Origin of the sequence: Pseudomonas donghuensis (genome assembly GCF_000696345.2) — a bacterium.
Classification (GTDB): domain Bacteria; phylum Pseudomonadota; class Gammaproteobacteria; order Pseudomonadales; family Pseudomonadaceae; genus Aquipseudomonas; species Aquipseudomonas donghuensis.
Genome location: NZ_CP071706.1, coordinates 1,085,173 through 1,099,538, shown reverse-complemented (window position 1 = coordinate 1,099,538; position 14,366 = coordinate 1,085,173). Strand labels below are relative to the sequence as shown.

14 protein-coding genes are annotated in these 14,366 nt (G+C 62.6%); 4 read left to right on the top strand and 10 right to left on the bottom strand.

The features are described 5' to 3' along the window. Nucleotides 1-15 precede the first annotated feature (15 nt). Nucleotides 16-2,457: a TonB-dependent siderophore receptor gene (locus BV82_RS05000; RefSeq protein ID WP_010223494.1), complete on the top strand. Its 2,442-nt coding sequence runs from the start codon at nucleotides 16-18 to the stop codon at nucleotides 2,455-2,457. A gap of 37 nt (nucleotides 2,458-2,494) precedes the next feature. Here BV82_RS05000 and phnE read toward each other — a convergent pair whose 3' ends face one another. Genes phnE through BV82_RS04980 form a run of 4 tightly spaced genes read right to left on the bottom strand, consistent with a single transcriptional unit; the run spans nucleotide 2,495 to nucleotide 5,722 of the window. Then, the gene (gene phnE, locus BV82_RS04995) at nucleotides 2,495-3,262 is read right to left on the bottom strand and encodes a phosphonate ABC transporter, permease protein PhnE (RefSeq protein WP_010223495.1); all 768 of its coding nucleotides are present in this window, start codon (nucleotides 3,260-3,262) and stop codon (nucleotides 2,495-2,497) included. After that, nucleotides 3,259-4,086 (bottom strand): PhnE/PtxC family ABC transporter permease, encoded by an 828-nt coding sequence (locus tag BV82_RS04990; protein ID WP_036993893.1) that lies wholly within the window; start codon nucleotides 4,084-4,086, stop codon nucleotides 3,259-3,261. Before BV82_RS04990 ends, phnE begins: the two co-directional genes overlap by 4 nt. Beyond that, nucleotides 4,080-4,874, bottom strand: a complete 795-nt coding sequence (locus BV82_RS04985) for a phosphonate ABC transporter ATP-binding protein (RefSeq protein ID WP_010223497.1) — start codon at nucleotides 4,872-4,874, stop codon at nucleotides 4,080-4,082. Before BV82_RS04985 ends, BV82_RS04990 begins: the two co-directional genes overlap by 7 nt. Continuing rightward, entirely contained in the window at nucleotides 4,871-5,722 is an 852-nt protein-coding gene (locus tag BV82_RS04980) for a putative selenate ABC transporter substrate-binding protein (protein ID WP_010223498.1), read from the bottom strand. The genes BV82_RS04985 and BV82_RS04980 overlap by 4 nt, the downstream gene beginning before the upstream one ends. A 122-nt stretch (nucleotides 5,723-5,844) precedes the next feature. Between BV82_RS04980 and selD the strand changes: the two genes are divergently transcribed. Further along, the gene (selD, locus tag BV82_RS04975) at nucleotides 5,845-6,879 is read left to right on the top strand and encodes a selenide, water dikinase SelD (RefSeq protein ID WP_010223499.1); all 1,035 of its coding nucleotides are present in this window, start codon (nucleotides 5,845-5,847) and stop codon (nucleotides 6,877-6,879) included. Further along, nucleotides 6,879-7,982, top strand: a complete 1,104-nt coding sequence (gene mnmH, locus BV82_RS04970) for a tRNA 2-selenouridine(34) synthase MnmH (protein WP_036993892.1) — start codon at nucleotides 6,879-6,881, stop codon at nucleotides 7,980-7,982. The genes selD and mnmH overlap by 1 nt, the downstream gene beginning before the upstream one ends. Nucleotides 7,983-7,984: 2 nt before the next feature. Here mnmH and BV82_RS04965 read toward each other — a convergent pair whose 3' ends face one another. The 6 genes from BV82_RS04965 to alaC all read right to left on the bottom strand — a co-directional run bounded on the left by BV82_RS04965 (nucleotide 7,985) and on the right by alaC (nucleotide 11,964). Further along, nucleotides 7,985-8,368, bottom strand: a complete 384-nt coding sequence (locus tag BV82_RS04965; RefSeq protein WP_036993890.1) for a lysozyme inhibitor LprI family protein — start codon at nucleotides 8,366-8,368, stop codon at nucleotides 7,985-7,987. 48 nt (nucleotides 8,369-8,416) lie between these two features. After that, nucleotides 8,417-8,968: a hypothetical protein gene (locus BV82_RS04960; protein WP_036993889.1), complete on the bottom strand. Its 552-nt coding sequence runs from the start codon at nucleotides 8,966-8,968 to the stop codon at nucleotides 8,417-8,419. Then, complete coding sequence (locus tag BV82_RS04955; protein ID WP_145997583.1) at nucleotides 8,968-9,495, bottom strand: hypothetical protein; 528 nt, start codon at nucleotides 9,493-9,495, stop codon at nucleotides 8,968-8,970. Before BV82_RS04955 ends, BV82_RS04960 begins: the two co-directional genes overlap by 1 nt. A gap of 69 nt (nucleotides 9,496-9,564) precedes the next feature. Beyond that, a complete protein-coding gene (locus tag BV82_RS04950) occupies nucleotides 9,565-10,134 on the bottom strand; it encodes a GNAT family N-acetyltransferase (RefSeq protein WP_036993887.1) in 570 nt (189 codons plus the stop codon). 54 nt (nucleotides 10,135-10,188) lie between these two features. Beyond that, nucleotides 10,189-10,563 carry a YkgJ family cysteine cluster protein gene (locus BV82_RS04945; RefSeq protein ID WP_010223505.1) on the bottom strand — a complete coding sequence of 125 codons (375 nt, stop codon included), beginning with the start codon at nucleotides 10,561-10,563 and terminating at the stop codon, nucleotides 10,189-10,191. Between the two features lie 180 nt (nucleotides 10,564-10,743). Then, entirely contained in the window at nucleotides 10,744-11,964 is a 1,221-nt protein-coding gene (gene alaC, locus BV82_RS04940; protein WP_010223506.1) for an alanine transaminase, read from the bottom strand. A gap of 211 nt (nucleotides 11,965-12,175) precedes the next feature. On the opposite strand from alaC, the gene BV82_RS04935 reads away from it, so the two are divergent. Then, entirely contained in the window at nucleotides 12,176-14,362 is a 2,187-nt protein-coding gene (locus BV82_RS04935; protein ID WP_081839610.1) for a TonB-dependent siderophore receptor, read from the top strand. Nucleotides 14,363-14,366 lie beyond the last annotated feature (4 nt).

The window sequence follows — 14,366 nt, the reverse complement described above, 5'->3', positions numbered from 1 at the left end:
CAGAACGGGGCTCGCATGCACCTTCCAGCACTCCACCCAACCCACGCCCATAGCATCCTGGCACTGGCCATCTACCTGGCCTGTAGTAACGCCATAGCCGCCGAGATCATCGACACACCGATTGGCAACCAGGTGCTGAGCACCCACGATTTCGCCATTGCCGCACAACCACTGGCCAACGCCCTCGATCAATTGAGCGAGCAGAGTGGCTTGCAGATCGCCTATTCGGCAGATCTGGCCCAAGGTGTGCAATCGTCCGGCGTCAGTGGCCAGATGACCAGCCAACAAGCGCTGGCCCAACTGCTGGCAGGCACACAGCTGGGCTTCGAGCCCAACGGCGCGAATGCAGTCATGCTCGTGCGCCGCCCTGCCCCGGGTTCGGCACTGGAGCTGGGCGCCACCAGTATTATCAGTAACCAGCTAGGCACGGTTACCGAAGGTACGGGCTCCTATACCCCAGGCACTATCGCCACGGCAACGCGCCTGGTCCTGACACCCCGGCAAACCCCGCAGTCGATCACCGTCATCACTCGCCAGCACATGGATGACTTCGGCCTCAACAACGTTGATGACGTGATGCGCCATACACCCGGCATCACCGTCTCGGCCTTCGACAGCGACCGTACCAACTATTACGCCCGTGGTTTTTCCATCAACAACTTCCAGTACGACGGCATTCCCTCCACCGTACGCAACGTCGCCTATTCGGCGGGCAATACCCTGAGCGACATGGCCATCTATGACCGTGTCGAGGTACTTAAAGGCGCCACAGGACTGTTGACCGGTGCCGGGTCCCTGGGCGCCACCATCAATCTGGTGCGTAAAAAACCCACCGCTGATTTCCAGGGCCACGCCAGCGCCGGGATGGGCTCCTGGGATAACTACCGCAGCGAACTGGACCTCAGCGGGCCCCTGACCGACACCGGCAATGTCCGTGGCCGGGCGGTGGCGGCCTACCAGGACAAGAACTCGTTCATGGACCACTACTCGCGTAAAAGCTCGGTGTACTACGGCATCCTCGAGTTTGATCTGTCACCTGACACGATGTTGACCGTGGGCGGCGATTATCAGGACAGCAACCCCAAAGGCTCGAGCTGGTCGGGGAGCTTCCCGCTGATCAACTCCGCGGGTGGTCACAACAGCGTCTCGCGCTCGTTCAACAACGGCACCGACTGGAGCGGCTGGGAGCAATACACCCGCACCGTGTTCGCCACCCTCGAACATGAGCTGGGCGATGGCTGGGTCACCAAGCTGCAACTGGACCACAAGATCAATGGCTACCATGCCGCGCTTGGCTCGATTCAGTTCGACCAGCCCAAGCCCGATGGCACCGCCAGCATCAACGCGCAGAAGTACACTGGCGAAACCACCAGCGACTCGGCCGATCTCTATGTCAGCGGGCCCTTCACGTTACTGGGACGCGAGCATGAGCTGGTGCTGGGTGGTTCGATCGGCACCTCGCACTGGAAAGGCAAGGGCTACTGGGACGTGACCCATCGCGGTCCCAACATTGTCGATTTCAATCATTGGAACGGCAATTTCCCCGAGCCTGACTGGGGCCCGGTGTCCCAACGTAGCGATGATGTGGTGCGCCAGACCGGCGCCTACATGACCACCCGGCTGAACCTCAGCGATGACCTGAAAGTCTTTCTTGGCGGTCGCGTCGTGAACTATCACCTGACAGGCCTGAACCCGTCCTACAAGGAGTCGGGACGCTTCGTGCCTTACGTCGGCGCAGTCTATGACCTCAACGACACCTATTCGGTGTACGCCAGCTACACCGACATTTTCATGCCCCAGGAAAGCTGGAACAAAGACCGCGACAGCAAGCTGCTCGAACCGGACGAAGGGCAGAACTACGAGTTGGGCCTGAAGGCGGACTTTTTCGAAGGCCGCCTGAACAGCAGCCTGGCCTACTTCGAGGTGCATGAAGACAACCGCTCCATGCCCGATGATGACTACAACAACCTGCAACCCACGCCACCCAACTACGCCTTCAAAGGCACCCAGGCGGTGACTAAAGGGTATGAGCTGGAGATTTCCGGGGAGCTCAGCCCGGGCTGGCAGTTGCAGGCCGGCTACACCCACAAGATCGTGCGCGATGACAATGATCAAAAGATCTCGACCTTTGAACCGGAGGACCAGGTCAGCCTGTACACCAGCTACAAGCTCAACGGTCGCCTGGAAAACCTGACCGTCGGCGCCGGCGCGCGCTGGCAAAGCGTGGGTTGGCAATCGATCTACAACGCCCCTCTCGGGCATTACCAAGACATCTCCCAGGAGTCCTACTGGCTGGTGGACCTGATGACCCGTTACCAGTTCAGCGAACACCTGTCGGCAACGCTCAACATCAACAACCTTTTCGACAAGTACTACTACACCAACGTCGGTTTCTATAACTCGGCGGCTTATGGTGAGCCACGCAATTTCATGCTGAGCACCCGCTGGGACTTCTGATCCGGGCACATCGCGGTAAACAAAGCCAGCGGACTGATCAAGCCCGCACAAACCGCTGCCTGAGCACGTCACTCAAGGCATCCACCAGCAACACCAGCACCAGCATGGCGATGATCACCGTGCTGGCCTGGGCTTCCTGGAACAGGCTCAGGGTGGTGTAGAGCATCTGCCCCAGGCCACCGGCACCAACAAAACCCAGTACGCTGGCCATGCGGATGTTGTTCTCCCAGCGGTACAGGCTGTAGGCCAGCAACTGCGGCCAGAGGTTGGGCAAGGTGCCGAAGCAGAACGCCGTGACCTGGCTGCCGCCTTGCAGGCGAATGGCCGCAGCCGGTTCTGGCGGGGTGTTTTCCAGCGCTTCGGCGAACAGGCGGCCGAGTACGCCTGAGGTATGCAAGGCCAAGGCCAGCGTGCCGGCATTCGGTCCAAGGCCCGCGGCCAGGACGGTCAAGGCCGCCCACACCAGCTCCGGAATCGCTCGCAATGCGTTGAGCAGCAGGCGCGCTACGCCTTGCAACGGCCAGCCAAAACGCCCGGCTGCCGGCAAGGCCAGCAACAGGCCGAGCACCACCGCAAGCAAGGTACCCAGCCCTGACATCGCCAGGGTTTCCAGTGCGCCTTTGCCAACCGCCCGCAGGTGATCGGGGCTCAGGTCGGGGCTGAGGAATCGCAGCGCGTATGCACCCATCTGCCCTAACCCGCCATCGCCAAACAGCGCCTGCAGATCAAGACTCAAATAAGCGAACGAAGCTGCCACCGCCGCCAACAGCGCCAGCACCAGCGCCGTGTTGACCAACGCTCTCATGCCAGCCTCCCGCGCAGCAGGCGACTGAGCTGGTCGGCCAGCCATACCAGCAGCAGAAACGTCAGCAGCATGCTTGCTACCTCGGCGCCTGCGAACATGCGCATGGACAGGTCGATCTGCTGGCCCAACCCGCCCGCGCCGACAAAGCCCATCACCACCGAGGCACGGATCGCGCATTCCCAGCGGTACACCGTGTAGGACACCAGCTCCGCCGCCGCAGCGGGCAGGATGCCGTAAAAAAACGCGCTCAAGCGGCTGCTGCCGGCCTGCAACAGGGCATGGGCCGGGCGCTGGTCGACCGATTCGAAGATCTCCGCGTAGACCTTGCCAAGCATGCCGCTGTAGGTAATGGCGATGGCCAGCACCCCGGCGGTCGGGCCCAGGCCGACCGCGCGGACGAACAACAGCGCCCAGACGATCTCCGGCACGCTACGCAGGAAGATCAAAAAGGCGCGCACCGGCAGACGCAAGGTGCGCGACCAGAAGCCCAGGCGCCCGCCCCGTGAGGCAGCGCGCAACGACAGCGCCCGGCTGGCCAGCAGGCTAGCCGGGATCGCCAGCAGCAAGGCCAGGGTCATGCCGGCAGTAGCCACTGCCAGGGTCTGCAAGGTGGCATCCAAAAGCAGCCGAAGGAAGTCAGGCTCATGGGCCGGCGGCCAGAAGGCGCTGAGGAAAGTGGCCATCTCCCGGCGGTTGTCGGCCTGCAGCAATACGCCGGGGTTCAGTTCGCTGAGGCGGATGCCCGGCCACAACAGGGCAATCGCCAGCAGCGCCAGCAGCACCCTGGGCAGTGCCGCCGGGTCGCGGCTATCGACCTTCAGCATCGGGGAATCTGCAGGTTCAACGCTGGCAGCGGTAGCGGCGGCGACACCAGATGTTCGTTGGCATACAAGCCATCGAGCATGTCGCTGGAGACCTCGCTCGCCGGGCGATCAAAGACGATCCGCCCTTCTCGAACACCAATCACCCGCGGGAAATGCGCCAGCGCCAGCTCTACCGCATGCAGGCTGGCGATCAGGGTCACGCCGCGCTCATTGGCATGCTGGTTGAGGGTTTTCAGGCTGTGTTCGGCCAGCACCGGGTCCATGGCCGAAACCGGCTCGTCAGCCAGCAGAATCTGTGGTTGCTGATACAGTGCCCGGGCAATGCCGACCCGCTGCAACTGGCCACCGGACAGTTGCCCGCACTGGACAAAAATCTTCTCGGCCATGCCCAGGCTCGTCAGCACTTCGCGTACACCCGGAACGTCCGCCGGGTGCAGCAGATTGAGCAGCCCGCGCAAGGTGCTCCACTGCCCCAGGCGCCCGGCCAGCACCGCCGTCACCACCCGCTGGCGCGGTGGCAGCGGCGGCGCCTGATGGATCAGGCCGATGCGCGCGCGCAGGCGCTGACGCGCCCCGGCCGACAAGCGCCAGGGCGCCACATCGAGCAGCTCGACGGCGCCGGTACTGGGGGCCAGGGCAGTGCCCAGCAACTGCAACAGGCTCGACTTGCCCGCCCCCGAAGGGCCGATGATCGCCACCCGCTCGCCGGCGCCAATCTGCAGGTCGATGCCGTGCAGGGCCTGGACCTGGCCATGGCGCAGGCTGGCGCCGGTCAAACGGATGGTCATTTCAGCAGTTCGGCGGCGCGCGCGGCCTCTTCGATGCCCTTGTAGTTGTCCGGGCTGGTTTCGATAAAGCGGCTGGCGGCCTGCAGGTCGAGGATGGCCTTGTCGGCGGGCTTGGCCGGATCGAGGTCGAGGAACGCCTGTTTGATCTTGTCTTTCAGCGCCGGGTCGAGGCTGCCGCGCACGGTCCAGTTGTAATCGAAGTAGCTTGGGGTGGTGGCGAACACCTTCACCTTATTGGTATCGACCTTGCCCGAGGCCACCAGCTTTTCCCAGACGCTGGCGTTGAGTACCCCACCGTCGGCCTTGCCGGCCTGGACCCACGCCGCCGTAGCATCGTGGGCACCGGAATAGGCGACGCGGCTGAAGTAGGTTTCAGGCTTGATGCCATCCTTGAGCATGAAGTAGCGCGGCATCAGGCTGCCCGAGGTGGACGAAATGGAACCGAAGGCAAAGGTCTTGCCCTTGAGATCGGCGAGGCTCTTCACATCCGGGTTGGCGGTGATGAATTTGCTGGTGAACTTGGCGTCCTGTTCACGCTGTACCAAAGGCGTGGCTGTCGGATCCTTGAGGTGCACCTGCACGAAAGTGAAACCGCCCAGCCAGGCCATATCCAGCTTGTTGGCGACCAGCGACTCGACCACCGCCGGGTAGTCTGCCACCGGCACGAACTCGACTTTCATCCCCAGCTTCTGCTCCAGATACTCACCCAACGGCTTGAACTTACGCAGCAGTTCGGTGGGCGCTTCGTCAGGGATCGCGCTGACCCGCAGGGTATCGGCCGCCTGGGCCAGGTAAGACGTGCAGGACAATAGCAGACCGGCAAACAGCGCCAGGGGACGTTTGAGCATGGGGATTCTCCGGTTCAATAGCGGGGAAAGGGCCGGTACGGGCCACCCCGGAAATTATAAGAGGCATCGGCGCAAAGGCCAGCTTTGCTACACTCGGGCCTTGACGATTTTTCGAGGTGCGTATGAGCGAAACGATTCGCCTGACCCAGTACAGCCACGGTGCCGGCTGTGGCTGCAAGATCTCTCCGAAGATGCTCGAGGTGATTCTCGCCGAAAGCGGTACCCAGGCGCTGGACCCGAAACTCTGGGTCGGCAACGCTTCGCGCGATGACGCGGCAGTTTACGCCCTCGATGACGAACGCGGTGTGGTTTCGACCACCGACTTCTTCATGCCGATCGTCGATGACCCCTATGACTTCGGCCGCATTGCCGCCACCAACGCCATCAGCGATATCTACGCCATGGGCGGCGACCCGCTGATGGCCATCGCCATTCTCGGCTGGCCGGTCAATGTGCTGGCCCCGGAAGTGGCCCGTGAAGTGATCCGCGGCGGCCGTGCCGTGTGCGCCGAGGCCGGCATTCCCCTGGCTGGCGGCCACTCCATCGACGCCCCCGAGCCGATCTTTGGCCTGGCGGTAACCGGCGTGGTGCAAAAGCGTCACATGAAGCGTAACGACACCGCCACGGCAGGTTGCCGTCTGTACCTGACCAAACCCTTGGGTATCGGCATCCTCACCACCGCCGAGAAAAAGGCCAAGCTGCGCGATCAGGACAAGGGCCTGGCCCGCGACTGGATGTGCACCCTGAACACCCCCGGCAGCCGCTTCGGCAAGCTGGCCGCGGTCAAGGCCATGACCGACGTCACCGGCTTCGGCCTGCTTGGCCACCTGGTGGAGTTGGCCGACGGCAGCGGCCTGAGCGCACGCCTGAACTACAACGCGGTGCCCCGCCTGCCGAGCGTCGAGCATTACCTGGCCGAAGGCTGCGTGCCCGGCGGAACCCTGCGCAACTTCGACAGCTACGGCGACAAGATCGCGCCCCTGAGCGATGAGCAGAAGCACCTGCTGTGCGATCCACAAACCAGCGGCGGGCTGCTGGTGGCGGTGACCCCGGAAGGTGAAACGGAGTTTCTCGCCGTCGCCGCCGAACTGGGCCTGAACCTGGCGCCGATCGGCGAACTGGTAGAGCGACAGAGCCATGCGGTTGAGGTGCTTTGATGCGCGACAACTGCACCGACTACCGCCAGCTGTTTCTCAACGATGTAGCCATGATGGACCTGCGCGCCCCGGTCGAATTCACCAAGGGCGCCTTCCCCAATGTCAGCAACCTGCCGCTGATGAACGACCTTGAGCGGCAAAAGGTCGGCACCTGCTACAAGCAGCAGGGCCAGCAGGCCGCCATCGCCCTCGGCCATCAACTGGTCAGCGGCCAGACCAAGGACCAGCGCATTGCCGCCTGGGCCGCGTTCGCCCGGGCCAACCCAGAAGGTTACCTCTACTGCTTTCGCGGTGGCCTGCGTTCGCAGATCGTCCAGCAGTGGCTCAAGGCTGAAGCCGGCATCGACTATCCGAAAGTGGTCGGCGGTTACAAGGCAATGCGCACGTTCCTGATCGAGACCACCCGGCAGGCCGTGGCGGAGTGCGACTTCGTGCTGATCGGCGGCCTCACCGGTACCGGCAAGACCGAAGTGCTACAACTGCTGGATAACACCATTGACCTGGAAGGCCACGCCAACCACCGCGGTTCCAGCTTTGGCAAGCGCGCCACCGGCCAGCCGGGGCAGATTGACTTCGAGAACGGCCTGGCCATCGATATGCTGAAGAAACGCGCCCGGGGCATCGAGCAGTTTGTGCTGGAAGATGAGGGCCGCATCGTCGGCAGCTGCACGGTGCCGCTAGAGCTGTACCAGGGCATGCAGGGTTACCCGCTGGTGTGGCTGGAAGACAGCTTTGACAACCGCGTCGAGCGGATTCTCGGCGATTACGTGATCAACCTGTGCGCCGAGTTCGTTGCCCTGCACGGTGATGAAAACGGCTTCAGGCTGTTTGCCGAACGCCTGACCCGGAGCATGGCCAATATCCTCAAACGCCTGGGCGGCGAGCGCTACCAGCGACTGTCGGCGTTGCTCCAGCAAGCGCTACAGGAACAACTGCGCAGTGGCGCGGTGGAGCTGCACCGCGCCTGGATCAGCGGCCTGCTCAGCGAATACTATGACCCGATGTACGCCTACCAGCGCGACAGCAAGGCCCAGCGCATCGAGTTTGCCGGCGATCAGCGCGAAGTGCGCGAGTACCTGCGCGAGCGCGCCGCCCGGCGCTGATCTCAGGGCTGCAGCAATGCCTGCAGTTCGTCTGCCCGGTCCCGGGTGCTGCCGAGGATGCACCCGGCGCCATTGAGCTGGTCGATAGTGCCGCCGGTGAGGCTGTAATACAGGTTGCAGTTGGCGTCGCGGTACTTGATCCAGGCCCGCTGGGCCTCACGCAGCTGGGTTTGCTGAGGGCCTTCGAAAGCGGCCATGGCCTTTTTGTAGGCGCTGTTGAGGCGGCTGTCCTGGCGCTTGATCTCGGCGCCGTTGCAGTTGTTCATGGCCAGGGTGGACTCGGCGGTTTTCATGCAGGCTGTGTAGGCCGGGGAGTACTCGTCCTGGGCCTGGGCTATTGAGGAACCACAGACCAATAGGCCGAGGAGCAAAAATGGGCGGTTCATGCTGCGGACTCCGTCTTGGGTGGGAGCGGGCTGATCGTGGTCGGCATGCTAGATGGCGCCCTTGTCGATCTGGACCGGCGTCGGTGGCTCGATCACTTTCTTTAGCTGAAAGTGCAGGCTAGGCGTCTGGATCGCGTAGACGATGGCAATGTTGAGCACGATTGCCAGGCCGCCATCAAGCCAGTGCCAACCCGGCATCTGCGCGCCTTTGACCCCCTGTCGGCACCACCAGGCCTGCGCTACGCAGAAGAAGCCGATCGATAGCAGCCAGACGTAATAACCGGGGCCAAAGCCGGTGACGTCGAGAAAACTGTAGCTGTGATTGTCTGGCAGACGCTCGACTTGCAGCGCGCTGAGTGCCAGGTACAGCGCGCCAAGGCCAAGCACCAGGGCCAGCCAGCGCCAACGCCGGTGCATCAGGATCGCCAGCCCCAGCAACGGGTTGGCAAACCAGCCGTAGATCTGCATGACAATGCCCCAAGGCCCGAGCAGCAGCACCTGCAAAGCATGCAGAGAGCCGTCAGCCGACAGGTAGATCGCTTTGAAGCACAGGCTCAACAGGTACAACGCCAGGGTGATTGCAACGTAGAAACGGGCCATCAGTTGCCTCCGCACTCAATGCACGGTACCTGCTCGGGGACCGACCGAAACGGCACTTTACTCCAGGGCGTGAATGCCAGCGGCACACTGACTACGATGCCAGCGACCAGCACCCAGCCCGGCCAGCCCAGCAGCGGTACCCTGCTGCTACCCGCAGGTTCCTGGCGGTAGCGCCACTGGCCAAGGATGAACAGCGCCATCGCCAGCAACCACACGTAGTAGCCGATCAGCAGCCCCGGACCGTTGGGCGAATCGGGTACCGGGGTCAAGTCGAACCAGCCCAGCGGCACCATCGAGCCACTGAGCAACAGCGCAGCGCACCCCAGGTACAGGGCCACCCGTGGTTGTTTGCGGTGCATCACCAGGGCGGCGAAATACAGCGGATTGGCATACCAGAAGGAGCCGCCCAAGACCCCCAGGGCCAGGGCGTGCATGCCACGCATCACATCGTGCTCACGGGCACAAGCCTCAAGGAACAGGCAGGTCAGGTAGCAGGCGAGGCTGAGGGTCAGGTAGTTCAGGGGCACCAGTAAATCCATTTGGCTGGTCAAAGAGCGCGCGACAATAGCGCAGACTGCGCTGTCGCGCTTGAGTATTCAACCTTCCATTGGCGCCTGATCGAGCAGCAGCCCGTATAGCCCCGAGTCCGACAGCTCACCGGCGACACACCAGCGCTGGCGCAGCAACCCTTCGAGCACAAACCCCTGACGCTCCAGGGTGCGTGCCGAGCCGTGGTTGCGCGGGTCGATTTCGGCCTCCAGGCGCCGCAAGTGCAGGCCGTGAGCCAGGTAGTCAATGAAACAGGTCAGCGCCTCGTCCATGAAACCACGGCCTTGGGCAGCACTGGCCAGGCAGTAGCCGATTTCCCCGCGGCGCGAAGTGGGCTCCAGGTTGAACAATTGGCTCATGCCGATCAGTTCGCTGGTGTCGCGCCGGTAGATGCCCAGCTTCAGCATCTGCCCAGCGGCATAGGCGGCGCGGTCTTCGGCCAATGCCGCCCGTGCCTCGGTCAGCGCTTGCCAGGGACGGTGGTGCCAGTAACGCATGACCTGCGGGTCGGCCATGATGGCAAACCATGCGTCGGCATCCTCGAGCACCATCGGGCGCAGTTGCAAGCGCGGGCTTTCCAGGCACAGGTCAGCGGGAAAACTGTACATGCGGGTCACGCGGGACCTCCTGTCCGATTCATGAACCCGCCAGTGTACCCCTCAAGCCGCGCCTCAGGCGACTTCAGCGCCCTCGTCCGGCCAGATCGGTTCGTTGGCCTCGAGCGGTGGCAGCCCATAGGCGGCGCGGGCCGCATCGCAGCTGGGGTTGGCTTCGCCATTGACCCAGGCCGCGTCGAACTCCCGGCACGGGCTGGAGCGTTGTTCATACAAGGTGCAGCTCACACCTTTGCCAATCTCGCCTTCGAGCCCGATGCAGCGACAGGGCTTGCTGTCGGTGCCGATCATCGCCACGCGGCTGGGGCTGATCTGGACCACCAGATCGTCGGGCACGACACCACCCGCCGACGTGCACTCACCCCAGAAGAAAGACACACGGAAATACCCGCAGCAGGCGCCGCAGTTCAAACAAGGATTATGTTCGGACATGATCAGAAGGGGGGAGGTTGATTATCGTTATAGGGAGAAACCCGCCGCCATTCTATGCTTTGCCGGATGTTTGAGAAGGGGGGTATTGCAGAAATAAATCGCCGCTGACGGACGGTTGTTTCGCTGCGGCAATCCCGCTCCCACTGTAGGAGCGGGATTGACCCGCGATGGCCTGTACGCTTATTTCTGGGCCGGCTTGCTGCCCACACCATCAGCCCTGAACATCTGCCGGATGCCGCGCACCGCCTGACGGATGCGGTCCTGGTTCTCGATCAGGGCAAAGCGCACATGGTCGTCGCCATAATCACCAAAGCCGATGCCCGGCGACACGCAGACCTTGGCCTCGGCCAGCAGCTTCTTGGAAAACTCCAGCGACCCCAGGTGCGCGTACTCTTCGGGGATTTTCGCCCAGACGTACATCGACGCCTTGGGGTTCTCGACCATCCAGCCCAACTCGTGCAGGCCCTTGACCAGCACGTTGCGACGCTGGCGATACTGCTCGGCGATATCGAGCACACACTGCTGATCGCCTTCCAGCGCGGCAATGGCCGCGACCTGCAGCGGGGTGAAGGTGCCGTAGTCGTGGTAGCTCTTGATGCGTGCCAGGGCGCTGACCAGCTCGGGGTTGCCGACCATGAAGCCGATCCGCCAGCCGGCCATGTTGTAGCTCTTGGACAGGGTGAAGAACTCCACGGCAATGTCCTTGGCCCCCGGCACCTGCATGATCGACGGTGCTTTCCAGCCGTCGTAGACGATGTCGGCGTAGGCCAGGTCGTGGATCACCAGCACGTCGTACTGCTTGGCCAGGGCCACCACCCGTTCGAAGAAGTCCAGCTCGACGCACTGCGCGGTCGGGTTGGAGGGAAAGCCAAGGATCATCATCTTCGGTTTCGGGATGGTTTCGCGGATTGCCCGCTCCAGCTCGTTGAAGAAATCCACCCCCGGAATCAACGGCACCGAACGCACCTGGGCACCGGCTATCACCGCCCCGTAGATGTGAATCGGGTAGCTGGGGTTGGGCACCAGCACGGTGTCGCCATGGTCAAGGGTGGCGAGCATTAGGTGCGCCAGGCCTTCCTTGGAGCCGATGGTGACGATGGCTTCGCTTTCCGGGTCGATCTCGACCTCGTAGCGGTCCTTGTACCAGCGCGAGATCGCCCGGCGCAGGCGTGGGATACCGCGGGAAGTCGAGTAGCCGTGGGTGTCTTCACGCTGGGCGACCTGCACCAGTTTCTCGACGATGTGCGGCGGCGTGGCGCCGTCGGGGTTGCCCATGCTCAGGTCGATGATGTCCTCGCCACGACGGCGCGCGGCCATCTTGAGCTCGGCAGTGATGTTGAAGACGTAGGGGGGGAGACGATCAATGCGCGCAAAGCGGCGCGGCGAACCTTGGTCAGCCATGGCTTCCTCGAAGACGTAAGCGCCCGGAACCGTCCGAGCGACGTTGGCCACTGCGGTGGCCGAGGCAAACCATAGAGCCTTTGCCCGCCGGGTGTCCAGTAACTGCAGAAAAATACCTCGCCAAGCCTTTCTTTTGCATTACAGTCCTGACACCATAATGAGAATCATTTGTATCACATTTATTAATTAGCCAGCATTCAAAGGAACTGCAATGCTTCCCCCCCTCCCCCAGCACCTCCCGTTCACACCGACACTTCTTGCCATCGCGCTATGTGCCGCCAGTGCCGGGCTGCACGCAGCCACGCCAGAAGACGACACTGAACCTGTCGACGTTCATCACCATCATGTGTGGGAACTTGGCGAAACCCGGGTCATCAGTAACCAACTGGGGACCATCACCGAAGGCAACGGCAGTTACACCCCGGGCACCATCGCCACTGCCACCCGCCTGGTGTTGACCCCCAAGCAGACTCCGCAGTCGATCTCGGTGGTCACCCGCCAGTTCATGGATGACTTCAATCTCAACGCCATCGACGAGGTGATGCGCCATACACCGGGCATCACGGTATCGAGACTGGACAGCGAGCGCACCACCTACTATTCCCGTGGCTATTCGATCCAGAACTACCAGTACGACGGCATTCCCACCCTGGATAACGGCGTCAACGCCGCCGGCAACAACCTCAGCGACACTGCCATCTACGACCGCATCGAGGTGATCAAGGGCGCCAACGGCCTGCTTTCCGGTGCCGGCAAACCTGGTGCAGCGATCAACTTCGTACGCAAGAAACCCACCGCCGACTTCAATGCCCATATCGGCGCCAGCGGTGGCTCCTGGGACAACTACCGCAGCGAGCTCGATGTCTCTGGCGCACTCAACGACAGCGCCAGCGTGCGGGCTCGGGCCGTGGCCGCCTTCCAGGACAAACACTCGTTCCAGGATCACTATGAACGCAAGACCAGCGTCTACTACGGCATTGTCGAAATGGACCTGGATGACGACACCCTGCTGACGTTGGGCGCCGACTACCAGGACAACGACCCCAGGGGCTCCAGTTGGGCGGCCATCCCGATATTCAACAGCGATGGCAACCTGAACAAGGTTTCGCGTTCGTTCAATCCGGGGGCGCAGTGGAGCCGTTGGGAGCAATACACCCGTACCGCATTTGCCAGCCTGGAACGGCACTTTGCCAGCGACTGGGTCGCCAAGTTCGAGCTGAGCCACAAGCTCAACGGTTACCACGCAAGGCTCGGCTCTCTCAGCGGCGGTGCCCCCAACCCTCGCACGGGCAGCGGCAGCGCCCTGTACTCGGGCAAGTTCACCGGCGAAACCAAAACCGACACCGCAGAGCTCTATGCCACCGGCCCTTTCGAGCTGTTCGGGCGCGAGCACGAATTGGTGGTCGGCACCAGCTATTCGCGGGCCAGGTTCGATGCCAAGGCCTATGACGCGGCGGCGGGTTACAACAACCGGGTCGACAACTTCTACACCTGGAACGGCAACATTGCCGAACCGGACTGGAAGCTGTCGCGCACCGACGACCTGACCACCCGCCAGACTGCCAGCTACATCACTGCGCGTTTCAAGCCCACTGATGATCTGGCACTGATCCTCGGGAGCCGGTTTGCCAACTTCACCCGCTCCGGCGACAGCGATCAGAAGGAAAGCGGACGCGCCGTGCCTTACGCGGGCGTGGTCTACGATCTCAATCCGACCTACGCCGTCTATGCCAGCTACACCAGCATTTTCAACCCGCAGTCCAGCCAGGATCGCTTTGGCAAGACCCTGGAGCCCAACGAGGGCGACAACTATGAAGTCGGTCTGAAGGGCGAATGGTTCGACGGGCGCCTCAATGCCAGCCTGGCCTACTTCGAGATCCATGAAGACAACCGCGCCGAACAGGACCGCAGCGGGCAACCGTCACAGGTTCTGAGCCCCTATGTGGCGACCAAGGCCAAGTCCAAAGGCTACGAAGCGGAGATTTCCGGGGAGCTGGCCCGCGGCTGGCAGGTGCAGGCCGGTTATACCCACAAGGTCATTCGCGATGACGATGGCGACAAGATCTCTACCTGGGAACCGGAGGACCAGGTCAGCCTGTTCACCAGCTACAAGCTGCCCGGCGAGCTGGAGCGCATGACCGTTGGGGGTGGCGCGCGCTGGCAGGGCAAGTCATGGCAAGCGGTGAACAACCCGGTTCGCGGCCGGGAAGACTACACCCAGGAAGCCTACTGGCTGGTCGACCTGATGACCCGGTATCAGTTCACCGACAGCCTCTGCGGCCAGGTCAACCTGAACAACCTGTTCGACAAGAAGTACTTCACCAACGTCGGCTTCTATAACTCCTACTACTACGGCGACCCACGCAACGTGAGTGTCAGCGCTCGCTACGATTTCTAAGCCA